Origin of the sequence: Streptomyces sp. NPDC091371, assembly GCF_040684275.1 — a bacterium.
Classification (GTDB): domain Bacteria; phylum Actinomycetota; class Actinomycetes; order Streptomycetales; family Streptomycetaceae; genus Streptomyces.
Genome location: NZ_JBFBFP010000028.1, coordinates 40,869 through 56,908, shown reverse-complemented (window position 1 = coordinate 56,908; position 16,040 = coordinate 40,869). Strand labels below are relative to the sequence as shown.

Sequence of the window (16,040 nt, the reverse complement as noted above, 5' to 3'; positions counted from 1 at the left end):
CGCAGGTCAGCGGATGGGGCGGTGGACGTTTTTCCGGGTGGAGGGGCCGGGGGTGGCGTCCGCGATCCAGGGGCCGTCGCCGGAGGGGTCGATGATGCCCTCCTCCAGCCAGGTGTAGGTGCCGGTGAGGACGCCCGCGACGACCTTGCGGTCGAGGTCGTCGGTGTTGGACCAGAGCCGTCCGAAGAGCTCCTCGACGCGGAGCCGGGACTGCTCGCAGAAGGCGTCGGCGAGCTGGTAGGCCTCGCGGCCGTGCTCTCCGGTGGCCCGCAGGTGCTCGGCGCGGACGCAGGCCGCGCTCATCGCGAAGAGCTCGGCGCCGATGTCGACGACGCGGCCGAGGAAGCCCTGCTTGGTCTCCATCCGGCCCTGCCAGCGCGACATCGCGTAGAAGGTGGAGCGGGCGAGTTTGCGGGCGCCCCGTTCGACGTAGCGCAGGTGGGTGGCGAGGTCGGGGTGGCCGGCCGGGTGGAAGGCGCGGTAGGTGCCGGGTACCTGGCCCGGTCCGGTGGCGAGCTTGGGCAGCCAGCGGGCGTAGAACCCGGCGGCGCGGGCACCCGCCTTCGCCTTGTCGCCGAGCGCCTTCTCCGGGTCGATGAGGTCGCCCGCCACCGACAGGTGGGCGTCGACGGCCTCGCGGGCGATCAGCAGGTGCATGATCTCCGTCGAGCCCTCGAAGATCCGGTTGATCCGCAGGTCGCGGAGCATCTGTTCGGCGGGGACGGCGCGTTCGCCGCGGGCGGCCAGCGACTCGGCGGTCTCGAAGCCGCGGCCGCCGCGGATCTGGACCAGCTCGTCGGCCATCAGGCAGGCCATCTCGGAGCCGTAGAGCTTGGCGAGGGCGGCTTCGATGCGGATGTCGTTGCGGTCCTCGTCGGCCATCTGGGAGGCGAGGTCGACGACCGCTTCGAGGGCGAAGGTGGTGGCGGCGATGAAGGAGATCTTGGCGCCGACGGCCTCGTGCCGGGCGACCGGGCGGCCCCACTGCTCGCGTTCCCCGGACCACTCCCGGGCGATCTTCAGGCACCACTTGCCGGCGCCGACGCACATCGCGGGCAGGGACAGTCGGCCGGTGTTCAGGGTGGTGAGGGCGATCTTGAGGCCGGCGCCCTCGGCGCCGATGCGTTGGGCGGCGGGCACCCTGACCTGGTGGAAGCGGGTGACGCCGTTCTCCAGGCCGCGCAGCCCCATGAAGGCGTTGCGGTGCTCCACGGTGATGCCCGGCGAGTCGGCCTCGACGACGAAGGCGGTGATCCCGCCGCGGTGGCCCTCCGACTTCGGCACCCTCGCCATGACCACGAGCAGGTCGGCGACCACCCCGTTGGTGGTCCACAGCTTCACGCCGTCGAGGACGTACGCGTCGTCCCCGTCCGGGACCGCCGTGGTGGCCAGGCGGGCCGGGTCCGAGCCCACGTCCGGTTCGGTGAGCAGGAAGGCGCTGATGGCGGTGGTCGCGCAGCGCGGCAGGTAGGCGTCCTTCTGCTCCTGCGTGCCGAACATCTTCAGCGGCTGGGGTACCCCGATGGACTGGTGCGCGGAGAGCAGGGCGCCGATGGCCGGGCTGACGGAGCCGACGAGGGCGAGCGCCTTGTTGTAGTAGACCTGGGTCAGGCCGAGGCCCCCGTACTTGGGGTCGATCTTCATGCCGAGCGCGCCGAGCTCTTTGAGCCCGCGCACGGTCTCGTCGGGGATCCGCGCCTCGCGCTCGATGCGTGCGCCGTCGATCTCGCTCTCGCAGAACGCCCGCAGCCGGGCCAGGAACGCCTCGCCGCGCCGGACGTCCTCGTCGGCGGGGAGCGGGTGGGGGTGGATCAGGTCGAGGCGGAACCGGCCGAGGAAGAGTTCCTTGGCGAAGCTGGGCTTGCGCCAGTCCTGTTCCCTGGCCGCCTCCGCGACCTGCCGTGCCTCGCGCTCGGTCACCTTGGGCGGTACGGGCCGTGCGGGCTGTGTTGCGGACATGAGCGGGCTCACCTCGCCGCCGGAGTCGGTGGGACCGGCCTACCGGCCGGTGCTACCTGTGAGTCGTACCCATTGTGGGCGGGCGGGAAAAGGGGGACGGCCGGAGCCCCCGCGCAGCTGCCCTCATGGAGCGCCGCTGACCTGCGTTTTCTCTCCGCCCAGCGGCTTCCCGTCTGGCGTAGCGAGCTGCGTCGCAGCTCACACGGCATTTACCCGGGCGGACCCTTTACGAGGGCATTACTCTGAGCCTGTTCAAAACGATGTTGATGTGCCCCGGGGGGATGCGCGACCGCGCAGCTGGGGCTGATGAGGGGGATCCCTGACATGAAGTTCAAGCTCCAGCGCATGGCCGTCGTGGCCGCCGCCGCGGTGGTCGGTCCGACCGTGCTCATGGCGACTCCCGCGATGGCCGACGAGGTGCAGAACCCGGCCGTCACCACTCCGGACTCGGAGCCGAAGGACGACACCGCCCCGGAGGCCGGGGAGCCGGCCGCCCAGCCCGGGACCGGACAGCCGGAGGCGGGACAGCCGGCGCCGCAGGCCCCGAAGGCCGAGGAGAAGCCCGGCGCCGCAGGGGACCAGAAGGCGGCGCAGGCTCCGTCGATGACGCTGACCGGGCTTCCCGAGGAGTTCAAGGCGGGCAGCGACTGGCGGGAGTTCTCCCTCCACGTCGACAACTCGGGCCGGGCGAAGGCCGACGACTACTCGCTCGAGCTCGCCCTCTTCGCCCTCGACACGACCGGCTGGGAGGCGGAGGACATCCAGACGGAGGTCTACGCCCCCGACGGCGCCGGCACCTGGGGCTGGCACGCGATCGAGGCGTACGGGTCGGAAGAGGCGTACAGCTTCTCCGTCGCCGACGTCGACATCGAGGCGAACGAGGTCTTCGACCTCAAGCTCCGCATGAAGTTCGCCGAGGACACCCCCGCCAGCCGGTTCTCCCTCAGCACGACCGCCGAGGGCGGGACCGCGGACCGGGTCCGCTACACGTCCAAGGTGACCGCGGCCCCGAAGTCGGACCACCAGGGCCCCAAGGTGGCGCTCAAGGGCCTGTCGGAAGCCGGCCTGAAGGCCGACGGCGTGTGGCAGCCCCTCACGCTGAACGTCGACAACACCGGCAAGGCGGCGTTCGACCGGTACGGCTTCCAGATCTTCTTCTTCAACGACGGCGACACCCTCCGGGCGAAGCACGTGGAGTTCGAGGTCTGGGACGGCGACAAGTGGGTCGGAGGTGAGAAGGACCCGTCCGGCCGGTTCGCCGGAATGGCCTTCGAGCGCGCTGTCGGCAAGGACGCGAAGTTCGACATCCATCTGCGGGTCAAGGTCGCGACGGACGCCCCGCTCGGCAAGGCCGTCCTCGTCATCGACGCGAGCTACGACGACGAGATCATGTCCAACCTGATCTACACCGAGACGTCTGTCCACGCCCCCGGCACCGAGCCGGCACCGACCCCGACCCCGGCCCCGGCTCCGGCTCCGGCTCCGGGCGACGGCGGCGGCACCGGGAACCAGCCCAAGCCCGACGGCGGTTCCGCCCCGATCGCCGGCCAGGGCGCCGGGACCGGCGGCCAGCTCGCCGCCACCGGCTCCGACCCGGCCACCACGTGGGCCCTCGGCGGCGCCGGCGCGGCCCTCGCCATGGGCGCCGCGCTCATCGCGGGCACCGGCAAGCGCCGCCGCCCCACCGCATAAGGTCCCGCCGCACCGGGCCCCGACGCGAAACGGCCATACGACATCTCGTACGGCCGTTTCGGCGTTTCGGAGCCGGTGGAAAAGAAAGACGGCCGGAGCCCCCGCACAGTAGGCTCCGGCCGTCGGCTTTGTGGCCGTACGAGATCAGATGTCGAGGCCGGTCAGGACCAGGACCCGCTCGTACGTGTAGTCGTCCATCGCGTAGCGGACGCCCTCGCGGCCCACGCCGGACTGCTTGACGCCGCCGTACGGCATCTGGTCGGCGCGGTAGGACGGCGCGTCGCCGATGATCACACCGCCGACCTCGAGCTCGCGGTGGGCGCGGAACGCGGTCTGGACGTTGCGGGTGAAGACGCCCGTCTGCAGGCCGAACTTCGAGTCGTTGACGGCGGCGAAGGCCTCGTCGGTGTTCTCGACCTTCAGCAGCGTCAGGACCGGCCCGAAGACCTCCTCGGTGGCGAGCTTCACGCCGTCCGGGACGTGCGCGATCACGGTGGGCTCGTACGAGGCACCCTCGCGCTTGCCGCCGGTGAGGAGCTTTGCTCCCGCGGACACGGCCTCGTCGACCCAGGACTCGACACGCTTGGCGGCGTCCTCGGAGACGAGGGGGCCGACGTCGGTGGCGGAGTCGGACGGGTCGCCGGTGACCTGCGCCTGGACCTTCGCGACGACCTTCTCGACGAGGCGGTCGTAGACGGAGGCGTCGGCGATCACGCGCTGCACGGAGATGCAGGACTGGCCGCCCTGGTAGTTCGAGAAGGTCGCGATACGGGTCGCGGCCCAGTCGAGGTCGGCGTCGGAGGACCAGTCGTCCAGGACGACGGCCGCGGCGTTGCCGCCGAGCTCCAGGGTGCAGTGCTTGTGGGGCACCGACTGCTGGATGGCGTAGCCGACGGTGTCGGAACCGGTGAAGGAGATGACGGGCAGGCGCTCGTCCTTGACCAGGGCCGGCATCTTGTCGTTCGCGACCGGCAGGACCGACCAGGAGCCGGCCGGGAGGTCGGTCTCGGCGAGCAGCTCACCCAGGATCAGGCCGGAGAGCGGCGTGGCCGGGGCGGGCTTGAGGATGATCGGCGCGCCGACGGCGATGGCGGGGGCCACCTTGTGGGCGCACAGGTTCAGGGGGAAGTTGAACGGCGCGATGCCGAGGACCGGACCCTTGACGAAGCGGCGGGTCAGGGCCAGACGGCCGACGCCACCGGCGTCGGTGTCGAGGCGCTGGGCGTCTCCGCCGTTGAAGCGGCGGGCTTCCTCGGCGGCGAAGCGGAACACGGACACCGCACGGCCGACCTCACCGCGGGCCCACTTGATGGGCTTGCCGTTCTCGGCGGAGATCAGCTGGGCGATCTCCTCGGTGCGCTCGACGAGCCGCTTGGACACGTGGTCCAGGGCGGCGGCCCGTACGTGGGCGGGGGTCGCGGAGAACTCCGCCGTCACGGCGTACGCCGCGGCCACGGCCTCTTCGACCTGCGCGTCGGTCGGCACGCTGACGGTGCCGACGAGGCGTCCGTCCCACGGGGAGTGGACGTCGAAGCTGTCCTCGCCGGTGGCCTGGCGGCCGGCGAGCCAGAAGGCGTGGGTGGAAGTCATGCGAATCCCGGCCCTTCGGAGTGTGCGGTGGGTCCTTGTCTCCTCCAAGGTAGGACTCCGTCGGCGATTCGGCGTTTATCCGGGGTGTAGTACCTGTCGGCGTGGCCGCGCCGGTTTGTCACTGTCGTCCCGGCGGGTCGCCTGCTGGGGACTGCGGACCGGCCGAAATCAGCCCCTCCGGCGTTTGAGGAGCGGGGTCCGGGGCGGAGACCCGGGTCTTTGAGCCGCGCCGGCGATCGAGGCGGGGGGCCGGGCGGCGCCCGGGGAACGGTGGCAGGGCGGGGCGGGGAGAAGGCCCCGCGCAGCGGCACGCCCCGGGGCTACGAGGGGGTCGGGGAGGCCTTGAGGGCGAGCCAGAGCTCCATGCGGACGTCCGGGTCCTCCAGGGAGCGGCCGAGGATCTCCTCGACGCGCTTCATCCGGTAGCGCAGCGTGTGCCGGTGGACGCCGAGGTCCGCGGCGGCCGCGTCCCACTGGCCGTGCCGGGAGAGCCACGCCTGGAGGGAGGCCACCAGGTCCCCGCGGCCCGTCGCGTCGTGCTCCCGCAGGGCCCGCAGCGTGCCGTCGGCGAAGGCCCGTACCGCGTCGTCGGCGAGCAGCGGCAGGACCGAGCCCGCCGCCATGTCCTCGTGCTCCACCAGGGGCCGGCCGCGCCGGCGGGCCACCGCGAGGGCCTGGTCGGCCTGTTTCAGGGCGGCCGCGACGGTGCCCGGTCCGGCCGCCGCGGACAGGCCGACCACCAGTTCGTCGGGTTCCGGCCCGGTCGTGTCCCGCCCGCGCCGGGCCTCCAGGGCCTCCGCGTGGTCCACGCACGCCTGTACGGCCGAGCCCGCGTCGGAGGCCAGCACCACGAGCCGGCCCGGCTCGGGCACCACCAGCAGCGTCTCTCCCGTACGGGCGGCCGCCGACTCCACCGCGTCGGCCAGCAGCGCGAGGCCCTCCGGCTGGGCGGTGCCGGGGAGGGCCGGTTCGGCCACGATCAGCCGGAAGGGGGCTTCCAGCAGCGCCCCGTACAGGTCCCCGGCCACGGACCGCGCGTGCTCCGCCTCCCCCGCCAGCAGCATCCGCAGCACCGCCGCCCCCAGCCGGGACTCGGCGTCGTGCAGGGAGCGGGAGCGCTCGGTGGTGAGGGTGAGGAGGGCGACGGCGGAGTGCACGGCGTACCGCTCGGCCGTGCCCAGCGGGGCGGCGGTCCCGACGGCCAGCGCGCCGCGCGCGCGCCGCCCGGTGCCCAGCGACTGGAGCTCGACCCGGTCCTCCGCGCCGCCGACCACCGCGCTGGCGGGCGCGGGCCGGTCCCGCAGCCGCTCCACGTCGGGGGTGAGGCGGGCGGCGCGGCGGGCGGCCCAGTCGGGGGCGGCCGCGACGACCGCGCCCGAGGTGTCGTAGAGCGCGGCCCAGCCCTGGACGTGCGCCGCCAGCTTCGCGAGCAGCTCGGTCGGCCCGTCGGCGGACAGCGCGGCGCGCGTCAGCTCCCGCTGCGCCTCGAAGCCGGCGGTCACGGCCCGGTACTGGTCGGCCGCGAGGGCCGCGGAGACGGCCTTGCTGATCGCGAGGAAGGGGGTCCGGCGGGGTACCTCCAGCAGCGGCATGTCCTCGGTCCGCGCAGCCTCGACCAGGGCTTCGGGGATCGCCTCGTAGTTGACGCCGATGGCGAAGCCGATGCCGACGACGCCGGCGGAGGCAAGGCGGCGTACGTAGCGGAGCATCTCCTCGGGATCCTCCGCGTCCAGCTTCATCGCGGTGATCAGCAGCAGCTCCCCGCCCTCCATGTAGGGGACGGGGTCGGCGAGCTCGCTGACGTGGGCCCAGCGCACGGGGGTGTCGAGGCGGCTCTCCCCCGCCCGGACGCTGAGTTTGAGCGCCGAGTGCTGGACGAGCGAGGCGAGGGTGAGCGGCATCGGTTACCAGGGGCCTTTGGCGGGAGGGGACGGCGAGGAACGGGCCGGCGGCGGGCTGCCCGCGGGCAGCCGGCGCGCCGACGGCGGAGGCGTACAGCGCACCAGAACGACCGCAGGGGTTTTTCGCCGTGCCGTATGAACGGCTCCCCTCGATTCTGCCACCTCGTACGGGTCCGGGTGCGGGTCAGGCCGATCCGGCCAGCCGTACCAGCAGCGGCGCCGCCCGTTCCCCGCGGACCGAGGTCAGCGACAGCACGGCGGACCCCGGCGGCACGGCGTGCGCGAGGTCCGAGGCGGACCAGCGTTCCCGCTCGACCTGGCGCACGGTCACCGCGTCCGTGGTGACGGCCTTGCCGGTGACGAGCTTGCGGAAGGCGTGGATGGCGCGGGTCAGCGGCTGGTCGGCGAAGACGGTGCGGTGGGTGACGTCGCGGGTCTCGACCCACTCGGTGCCCCAGGCCTCGGCGAAGCGCTTGCCGTCCCAGGTGGTGACCCCGGAGAAGGCCATCCGGCAGCCGACGGCGCCGAGCAGCGGAGTGCGCAGCGCCTCCGGTACGTCGTCCAGCGTGCGCAGCGTGAGCAGTACCCCGGCGTTCGCGGAGCGCAGCCGCTGTACTCCGCGCACGGTCTCCGCGGTCAGGGTGCGGGAGGCGTCGTCGAGGGCGAGGAACGCGAAGAGGGAGCGGTCGGTGCGGGCGGCCGCGGCGGCGTTGAACTGGGCGAGCAGCAGCCGGGCCAGCATCCGGGAGGCGTCGGCGTGCCCGCGCTCGGGCAGGTCCACGCGGACCCGGATCGGGTGTTCGAGGGCGCGCAGGGAGAAGGGCCGTCCCTGCCCGGTGGTGTCGAAGAAGCCGGCGAAGGCGGGCCGGTCCAGCAGCGCCACCCGGTCGGCGAGGGCCGGGCCGGGGTCACCGTGGGCCCCGTGCTGGCGCTCGCGCGCGTCGAGCTCGCGGAGCATCGCCCGCTGCCCGGCGTCGGCCAGCTCGCGGCGCAGCGCGCCGAACGCGTCCGGCACCTGGTCGAGCAGCTCGCGCAGCTCGGGCACGGCGGGGAAGCGGCCGTAAGCGGCGCGGAAGGGCCCGAGGAGCTGGGCGAGGGCGGTCGCGGCGCGGCGCACGTCGATCCCGGGGAGGTCCCCGGCGAAGCCCTCGGCGAGCAGGGTGGCGGCCTCGTCGGGGTCGGTGGTGCCGCCGTAGAGGTCGAGGTCGTAGACGGATGCGGGGTCGCCGACGCGGACGACGACGTCGTACGCCCCGTCCGGCCCGAGCTGCGCGCCGGCCGCCCCGACGGCGACGACGGCGGCCTGTCCGGCGAGCGCCTGCAGCGCGAGCGACTCGACGACGGGCCGCACGAGCCGCCCCGTCTTCCCGGCGCCGGAAGGCCCGACGGCGAGGAGGGAGGTGCCGAGCACGTCGGGGTCGAGGGCGAGGCCGGTGCCGCGGCGGGGGTAGGGGTTGCGCGGCTCGTCCTCGACGGTGCCGAGGCGCACCTGCCGGACGAGCAGATCGTGCCGGGCCGCCCGTACGGGCAGGTCCCGCGCCCCGGAGGGATGGGCACAGGCGGCGGCCCCACCGCCGCGCACGGCCTGCTCGAAGGCGGCCCGCCGCGACGGATCGACCCGCACGGACTCCCAGGCCCGCCGGATCCGCGCGTAATCCACATCATTCATCCGCCCGGCCCCGACCTCCCCTTCCAACCGGTCGGCCACCTCTCCGAGCCCGGCGGCCCGCACCTGCGGCCAGCCTGCGGGGTCGGCAGCGGAGGCTTCCGCCACCGGGGCGGTGACGGCCCCGGGACGCCGGTCCTGGCCGCGGCTGCGGGCCAACCGGGCGAAGAAGACGACGACCGGCGCCAGGGCCACCACGTATACGAGGACGGTGACCAACCGCTGCACCGCCGTACTCATCTCCCCGTAGGGCAGGTGGCCACCGACGAGGTTCAGGACCGGCACGGTCTTGGTCCAGATCAGCATCATGACGAACAGCGCCCCGACTGCGGCACCGACCGCCCTGGCGCGCGGGCCACGGGCCGCGACCAGCCGTTCAAAGGCCAGGTCCCAGGAGCCGAGGCGACTGAACCACACCACCAACGCCCCGGTGACGAGCAGCATGTACACCTGCAGAGCAGCGGTGCCCGGGCCGATCTCGGGCGTGCCGTCCAGGTTCCACCAGTCCCGCGGGGTGAGGAGCTTCACTGGCAGGTCGGTGTAAGGGATGTAGTTGTTGGTGATCAGGGACCAGACCAACACGCACGCGAGGAAGGAAATAACTGCCCCACTGAGCAGGGACCGGTCGGTGACGGTATCCGCCTCGTCCCCCGCACGCGGCACGTGCCCGTACCGCCAGACGCCCGGTTCGGCCCGCGAACGCGGGGTGCGCAGCCAGTCGGCCAGCGGGGCGGCGACGGCCGGCATGTGCTGAGGCATCGGCGGGGGCCCGGGGGGCGGCGGGGGGCCCGCGGGGCGTGGGACTTGGCCCGGGCGGGTCGTGCGTGCCTCGTGCGTGCCCTCGGTGTCCATGAACCCCTGCCCCCTGCCAGTTCCGGTGCTGCGGCGCTCAATCTAGTGCCCGGCCCGCGCCTTCGGCCCGTACCCGGTCATGATCCACAAGACACGCCCCGTATCCCTCCTATGGCCGTCAAGGACAAGGACACGCGGGCACCACTCCCGAACGGAGCATGCAGGACCCCCTCCCCCGGGCCTAGCCTGCGGACAAAGACACAAGTGCGTCCGAAATCACCCCCAGGGAGCTCCCTATGACCGCTGTCCCGCAGGAGCGCAAGCTCGTCACCGCGATCCCCGGCCCCAAGTCGCAGGAGCTGCAGGCCCGCCGCCTGGAGACGGTGGCCGGCGGCGTGGGCTCCGTGCTCCCCGTCTTCACGGCCCGCGCGGACGGCGGCATCATCGAGGACGTCGACGGCAACCGCCTGATCGACTTCGGCTCCGGCATCGCCGTGACCTCCGTCGGCGCCTCTGCCGAGGCCGTCGTGCGCCGCGCCTCCGCGCAGCTCGCGAACTTCACCCACACCTGTTTCATGGTCACCCCGTACGAGGGCTACGTGGAGGTCTGTGAGGCGCTGGCCGAGCTGACCCCCGGCACCCACGCCAAGAAGTCGGCGCTGTTCAACTCCGGCGCCGAGGCCGTCGAGAACGCCGTCAAGATCGCCCGTGCGTACACCAAGCGCCAGGCCGTCGTCGTCTTCGACCACGGCTACCACGGCCGTACGAACCTGACGATGGCGCTGACCTCGAAGAACATGCCGTACAAGCAGGGCTTCGGCCCGTTCGCCCCCGAGGTCTACCGCGTCCCGGTCGCCTACGGCTACCGCTGGCCCACCGGCGCCGAGAACTGCGGCCCCGAGGCCGCCGCCCAGGCGATCGACAACATCGTGAAGCAGATCGGCGCCGAGAACGTCGCCGCGATCATCATCGAGCCGGTCCTCGGCGAGGGCGGCTTCATCGAGCCGGCCAAGGGCTTCCTGCCGGCGATCGTGAAGTTCGCCAACGAGAACGGCATCGTCTTCGTCGCCGACGAGATCCAGTCCGGCTTCTGCCGCACCGGCCAGTGGTTCGCGTGCGAGGACGAGGGCATCGTCCCCGACCTGATCACCACCGCCAAGGGCATCGCGGGCGGCCTGCCGCTCGCCGCCGTGACCGGCCGCGCCGAGATCATGGACTCCGCCCACGCGGGCGGCCTGGGCGGCACCTACGGCGGCAACCCGGTGGCGTGCGCCGGTGCGCTCGGCTCCATCGAGACCATGAAGGAGCTCGACCTCAACGCCAAGGCGAAGAAGATCGAGTCCATCATGAAGTCCCGCCTCTCCGCGATGCAGGAGAAGTACGAGATCATCGGCGACATCCGCGGCCGCGGCGCCATGATCGCGATCGAGCTCGTGAAGGACCCGGCCGCCAAGACCCCGTTCCCGGAGGCGGCCGCGTCGCTCGCCAAGGCCTGCCACGCCGAGGGCCTGCTCGTCCTCACCTGCGGCACCTACGGCAACGTGCTCCGCTTCCTCCCGCCGATCGTCATCGGCGAGGACCTGCTGAACGAGGGCCTGGACCTCATCGAGGCCGCGTTCGCCGGTATCGGCACGGAGATCTGATCGAAGGTCTAGAACGTCCGATCGCAGCACCCGGTCGCTACCAGCGGTAACGGTCGGACGCTGTGAAGAAGGTGTGGGGGGCCGATGGCAAGAGCGCGTTCTTGCTGTCGGTCCCCCTTCCGCTGCCGTACGGTTTCTGCAGATGAGTGAGACACCCCGCTCCCGGGAAACCGGGGGCGACACCAGTACCGGGCTTCCCCAGCGCCGCACTGGGCATGCGTTCGCGCACACTCCTCACCGATCGGACAGCCGGCCGCCCCAAACCCCCCGGGGCGTACGGCAACCCGATCCGGGCGGCCGTCCCGGAACCATCCCCCCTGTTCCGGGACGGCCGGCCATCCCCTCGTTGGTTTCCGCGCTCTGCGGGCTCCTCTTCGCCCTGATCACCTGGCAGGTCCTGGTCTCCGGGCCCCTGTTGTCCCCGGACGAGCGCTTGAGCCGCGCCGTGGTGCGCGCCCTGCCCGACGCGGTCACCCAACGCCTCTCCGACCTCGGCAACGTCCCGGTCGCGCTCCCCGTCCTGCTGCTCGCGATGGCCTACGCCGCCCGCCGCGGCAACCGCCTGGGCGTGCCGGCCGCGGGACTGGCCATGGCCGCCGTCCCCGCGCTGATCGTCCCGCTGAAGGCGTGGACCGGCCGCCCGGGCCCCCTGGAACCCTGGGCTTCCGGTTACTTCCCCTCGGGGCACACCGCGACCGCCCTCGTGGCGTACGGGGCTGCGGCCCTGCTCGTGGGGCCGTACGTCCGCCGGAAGTGGTGGCCGATGGCCGCCGCCCTCGCGCTCGCGGGGACGACGGCCGCCGGGCTCATCCTGCGGGGCTACCACTGGCCGCTGGACGTGCTGGCCAGCGTCCTGATGTGCGTACCGCTGCTGCTCGGTGTGCGCTGGGCTACCCAGCGAAGTACGCGTCGAAGTTCCGGCTGAACTCCCAGCCGCCGAACCGGTCCCAGTTGACGGACCAGGTCATCAGGCCGCGCAGGGCGGGCCAGGTGCCGTGGGTCTGGTAGCTGCCGCAGTCGGTCTTCTTCGTCAGGCAGTTCAAGGCCTTGTTCACCTCGGCGGGCGCGGTGTGGCCGTTGCCCGCGTTGGTGGTGGCCGGCAGGCCGATGGCGACCTGCTCGGGGCGCAGCGGCGGGAACACGCGGGTGGTGTCGCCGGCCACCGGGAAGCCGGTGAGCAGCATGTCGGTCATGGCGATGTGGAAGTCGGCGCCGCCCATGGAGTGGTACTGGTTGTCGAGGCCCATGATCGAGCCCGAGTTGTAGTCCTGGACGTGGAGCAGGGTGAGGTCGTCGCGCAGGGCGTGGATGACCGGCAGGTAGGCGCCGGCGCGCGGGTCCTGGCCGCCCCAGGGTCCGGAGCCGTAGTACTGGTAGCCCAGCTGGACGAAGAAGGTCTCGGGGGCCATGGTCAGGACGAAGCCGGGGCCGTACTTGGCCTTCAGGGTCTTCACGGCGGAGATCAGGTTGACGATGACGGGGGTGGTGGGGGCCCGGAAGTCGGTGTCGCCGGTGGCGAGGGAGAGGGAGTGGCCCTCGAAGTCGATGTCGAGGCCGTCGAGGCCGTACTCGTCGATGATCTTCGAGACGGAGGAGACGAAGGTGTCGCGGGCGGCCGTGGTCCCGAGCTGGACCTGGCCGTTCTGGCCGCCGATCGAGATGAGCACCTTCTTGCCCGCGGCCTGCTTGGCCTTGATGGCCGCCTTGAACTCGGCCGGGGATTCGACGTTGGGGCATTCGGCGACGGGGCAGAGCCGGAACCGGATGTCGCCCGAGGTCACCGAAGTCGGTTCGCCGAAGGCGAGGTTGATGACGTCCCAGGAGGCGGGTACGTCGGCCATCCGGACGTAGCCGGAGCCGTTGGCGAAGCTCGCGTGCAGGTAGCCGACCAGCGCGTGCGTGGGGAGGCCGCCGCCACCGCCGCCGCTCGTGGTGGTCGCGGAGACGGGGGCGCTCTTCGGGGACTCGCCCGCCGCGTTCACCGCGGCGACCTGGAAGGTGTATGTGGTGGAGGCCGCGAGGCCGGTCACGGCAGCGGAGGCGGAGGTGGCGGAGAAGGGCGCGGCGCCGTCCCGGTACACGGTGTACGAGGCGGCCCCGGGCACCGCCGTCCAGGACAGGGAGATCGCGCTTGCGGAGGTGGCGGAGGCCGTCAGGCCGGTCGGGGCGGCGGGCGGCTGGGGCCGCCCGGGGCCGCCCGGGTCGGGTCCGAGCAGGGTGAGGTCGTCGGTGAAGTGGGCGGGCTGGCCGTACCAGCCGTGCGTGTAGACGGTCACGCTGGTGGTCGACGGGCCGGTGCGGAAGCCGGTCGTCAGCTGTTTCCAGGCGCCCGCGCTCTGCGTCCAGGTCGACACGTCGGTGGTGCCGGTGCCGCTCGCGCCGAGGTAGACGTACGCGCCCTGTACCCAGGCGCTCAGCGTGTACGTCGAGTCGGGCTTGACGGTGACCGTCTGGGAGCAGCGGGCGTGGTCCTGGCCCGCCGGGGTGGCCTTGAGGGCGGAACTTCCGTTGTGGACCGGGGTGGTGACGGTGGCTCCGCTGCCGGCCGAGCAGCTCCAGCCGTCGAGGCCGGCCTCGAAGCCGCCGTTGCGTACGAGGTCGGCGTCGGCCGCCGCGGCGGGCGGGCCCGCGGTGAGGAAGCCGGCCGCCGCGAGCGCGGCGACGCCGAGTAGGGACATGGCTCTGCGCACAACTGCCTCCGGGGCGTGGGGGGATGGAGGGTGTCAGCGGCGCCCAAGATGGTCCAGACCAATGCCCTTGTCAAGACGTCCGGCCCTCCTTCGCCACCACGCATGCGGCCGCCTCGTGCATCGCGAGCTCCAGCACCGCCGGGTCGGTGAGGGTCCCCTCCCCGTCCGGGAGCACCAGCCAGCGCACCCCGCCCGTCGCCCGGCCCGGGTACGGGACCACGATCCAGGTCCCGCGCCCCGCTCCCCGTACGCCCGTGCCGAGCCAGCGGGAGGCCGTGCCCGGGGGCACGAAGAAGCCCAGCCGCGAGTCGCCGAAGTCGGCGAGCACCGGGCCGGGCTTGTCGAGGAGCAGCATCAGCACGTCGAGGGTGGCCTGCCCCAGTTCCCCGGGCAGGATCAGCACGTCCCAGCGCCGGCCGGCCGGCAGCAGGGTCACCCCGAGGGGACTGCGCTCCCACTCGAACCGGCAGGCCTCGGGGTCGGGCGCCACCGCTACCAGCCATTCCACGGCCGTCTTGGTCCCCGGGATCGTCATCGCCCGGCCTCCGTTCCCTGTCGGTGAGGGTCCTCACCTGGGGAGAGCGGGGCCGGGCGCGGCTATGACGCGGGTTCGACCACTCCGTGGTGGTGAACTGGGTCACACGGTGACCGGCGTCGCGGGCGGGGAGGCGGGGGCGGGGGCCTCAGCTGTCGAAGCCGAGCCCCAGGCGGTCCATCGCCTTGAGCCAGAGGTTGCGCCGCCCGCCCCGGGCGTCCGCGCGGGCCAGCGACCACTTGGTGAGCGTGATCCCGGTCCACGCGAAGGGCTCCGGCGGGAACGGCATCGGCTTGGAGCGGACCATCTCCAGCCGGGTCCGCTCGGTGGGGACCCCGTCCAGCAGGTCCAGCATCACGTCCGCGCCGAAGCGGGTGGCGCCCACCCCGAGCCCGGTGTACCCGGCGGCGTAGGCGACCTTCCCGGAGTGCGCGGTGCCGAAGAAGGCGGAGAAGCGCGAGCAGGTGTCGATCGCCCCGCCCCAGGCGTGGCTGAACTTCACCCCCTCCAGCTGCGGGAACGCCGTGAAGAAGTGCTCCGCGAGCTTGAGGTAGGTCTCGGGGCGGTGGTCGTACTCGGAGTCGAGCTTCCCCCGGTAGGGGTAGATCGCGTCGTAGCCGCCCCACAGGATCCGGTTGTCCTTGGTGATCCGGAAGTAGTGGAACTGGTTGGCGCTGTCGCCGAGGCCCTGCCGGTTCTTCCAGCCGATGGCGGCCAGCTGCTCCTCGGTCAGCGGCTCGGTCATCAGCGCGTAGTCGTACACCGGGACCGTGAACGGCCGGATCCGCTTGACCAGCGACGGGAAGATGTTGGTGCCCAGGGCGACGCGGCGCGCGAGGATCGTGCCGTACGGGGTCTGGACGGTCATCCCGCGGCCGGCCGAGGCCATCTTCAGGCCGCGGGTGTTCTCGTAGATCCGTACGCCGAGGTCCAGGCAGGCCCGCTTGAGGCCCCAGGCGAGCTTGGCCGGGTGGATCATCGCGACGCCGTCGCGGTCCCAGACGCCCGCGAGGAAGGTCGGGGAGTTGACCTCCGCGCGCACCGCGTCCTGGTCGAGGAACTCCGAGCCGCCGCCGAGACCGGCGCGTTCCGCCGCCTCGTGGAGTTCCCTGAGCTCCTCGACCTGGTGCGGTTCGGTGGCCACGTCGATCTCGCCGGTGCGCTCGAAGTCGCAGTCGATGCCGTAGCGGGCGACCGCCTCCTCGATGGCGTCGAGGTTGCGGGCGCCCAGCTCCTCCAGCTTGGCGAGCTCGTCCGGCCAGCGGGCCAGCCCGTTGGCGAGGCCGTGGGTGAGGGAGGCCGCGCAGAAACCGCCGTTGCGGCCGGAGGCGGCCCAGCCCGCCTCCTTGCTCTCGATCAGTACGACGTCCCGCTGCGGGTCCCGCTCCTTGGCGAGGAGCGCGGTCCACAGCCCGCTGTAGCCGCCGCCGATGACCAGCAGGTCGCACTTCTCGTCCGAGGTGAGCGCGGGCTGGGGGGCGGGCTTGCCGGGGTCGTCCAGCCAGTACGAGACCGGCTTCGCTTCGGAAAGGGATTTCGCAACACTGCGCATGGCGACTGGGGCCATGTCTT

At 72.7% G+C, this 16,040-nt stretch carries 10 protein-coding genes; 3 read left to right on the top strand and 7 right to left on the bottom strand.

The window, feature by feature from the left end; translation table 11 throughout:
* Window positions 1–6: 6 nt before the first annotated feature.
* On the bottom strand, window positions 7–1,959 hold the full coding sequence (locus tag AB0O21_RS26350) for an acyl-CoA dehydrogenase family protein (protein WP_365174735.1): 1,953 nt from the start codon (window positions 1,957–1,959) through the stop codon (window positions 7–9).
* 324 nt (window positions 1,960–2,283) lie between these two features.
* Between AB0O21_RS26350 and AB0O21_RS26345 the strand changes: the two genes are divergently transcribed.
* Window positions 2,284–3,651, top strand: a complete 1,368-nt coding sequence (locus tag AB0O21_RS26345) for a hypothetical protein (RefSeq protein ID WP_365174732.1) — start codon at window positions 2,284–2,286, stop codon at window positions 3,649–3,651.
* Between the two features lie 144 nt (window positions 3,652–3,795).
* On the opposite strand, the gene AB0O21_RS26340 is transcribed toward AB0O21_RS26345, so the two are convergent.
* From AB0O21_RS26340 to AB0O21_RS26330, 3 genes are all read right to left on the bottom strand, one after another.
* Window positions 3,796–5,241 carry an aldehyde dehydrogenase family protein gene (locus AB0O21_RS26340; protein WP_365174729.1) on the bottom strand — a complete coding sequence of 482 codons (1,446 nt, stop codon included), beginning with the start codon at window positions 5,239–5,241 and terminating at the stop codon, window positions 3,796–3,798.
* 320 nt (window positions 5,242–5,561) lie between these two features.
* Complete coding sequence (locus AB0O21_RS26335) at window positions 5,562–7,142, bottom strand: PucR family transcriptional regulator (RefSeq protein WP_365174727.1); 1,581 nt, start codon at window positions 7,140–7,142, stop codon at window positions 5,562–5,564.
* 184 nt (window positions 7,143–7,326) lie between these two features.
* Entirely contained in the window at window positions 7,327–9,660 is a 2,334-nt protein-coding gene (locus AB0O21_RS26330) for an ATP/GTP-binding protein (RefSeq protein WP_365174724.1), read from the bottom strand.
* A gap of 236 nt (window positions 9,661–9,896) precedes the next feature.
* Here AB0O21_RS26330 and gabT point away from each other — a divergent pair, with 236 nt between their 5' ends.
* On the top strand, window positions 9,897–11,243 hold the full coding sequence (gabT, locus tag AB0O21_RS26325; protein ID WP_365174722.1) for a 4-aminobutyrate--2-oxoglutarate transaminase: 1,347 nt from the start codon (window positions 9,897–9,899) through the stop codon (window positions 11,241–11,243).
* Between the two features lie 346 nt (window positions 11,244–11,589).
* The gene (locus AB0O21_RS26320; RefSeq protein ID WP_365174720.1) at window positions 11,590–12,168 is read left to right on the top strand and encodes a phosphatase PAP2 family protein; all 579 of its coding nucleotides are present in this window, start codon (window positions 11,590–11,592) and stop codon (window positions 12,166–12,168) included.
* Here the strand turns inward: AB0O21_RS26320 and AB0O21_RS26315 are convergent.
* The 3 genes from AB0O21_RS26315 to AB0O21_RS26305 form a co-directional block, all read right to left on the bottom strand.
* Window positions 12,134–13,921 (bottom strand): glycoside hydrolase family 18 protein, encoded by a 1,788-nt coding sequence (locus tag AB0O21_RS26315; protein WP_365174833.1) that lies wholly within the window; start codon window positions 13,919–13,921, stop codon window positions 12,134–12,136. The genes AB0O21_RS26320 and AB0O21_RS26315 overlap by 35 nt on opposite strands.
* 82 nt (window positions 13,922–14,003) lie before the next feature.
* A complete protein-coding gene (locus AB0O21_RS26310; RefSeq protein WP_365174717.1) occupies window positions 14,004–14,468 on the bottom strand; it encodes a hypothetical protein in 465 nt (154 codons plus the stop codon).
* Between the two features lie 148 nt (window positions 14,469–14,616).
* Complete coding sequence (locus AB0O21_RS26305; protein WP_365174715.1) at window positions 14,617–16,035, bottom strand: FAD-dependent oxidoreductase; 1,419 nt, start codon at window positions 16,033–16,035, stop codon at window positions 14,617–14,619.
* Between the last annotated feature and the right edge of the window lie 5 nt (window positions 16,036–16,040).

Coding starts and splice junctions, on each gene's coding strand:
- AB0O21_RS26350 (WP_365174735.1), bottom strand. CDS start 1,959: ATGTCCGCAACACAGCCCGCACGGCCCGTACCGCCCAAGGTGACCGAG.
- AB0O21_RS26345 (WP_365174732.1), top strand. CDS start 2,284: ATGAAGTTCAAGCTCCAGCGCATGGCCGTCGTGGCCGCCGCCGCGGTG.
- AB0O21_RS26340 (WP_365174729.1), bottom strand. CDS start 5,241: ATGACTTCCACCCACGCCTTCTGGCTCGCCGGCCGCCAGGCCACCGGC.
- AB0O21_RS26335 (WP_365174727.1), bottom strand. CDS start 7,142: ATGCCGCTCACCCTCGCCTCGCTCGTCCAGCACTCGGCGCTCAAACTC.
- AB0O21_RS26330 (WP_365174724.1), bottom strand. CDS start 9,660: ATGGACACCGAGGGCACGCACGAGGCACGCACGACCCGCCCGGGCCAA.
- gabT (WP_365174722.1), top strand. CDS start 9,897: ATGACCGCTGTCCCGCAGGAGCGCAAGCTCGTCACCGCGATCCCCGGC.
- AB0O21_RS26315 (WP_365174833.1), bottom strand. CDS start 13,921: ATGTCCCTACTCGGCGTCGCCGCGCTCGCGGCGGCCGGCTTCCTCACC.
- AB0O21_RS26310 (WP_365174717.1), bottom strand. CDS start 14,468: ATGACGATCCCGGGGACCAAGACGGCCGTGGAATGGCTGGTAGCGGTG.
- AB0O21_RS26305 (WP_365174715.1), bottom strand. CDS start 16,035: ATGGCCCCAGTCGCCATGCGCAGTGTTGCGAAATCCCTTTCCGAAGCG.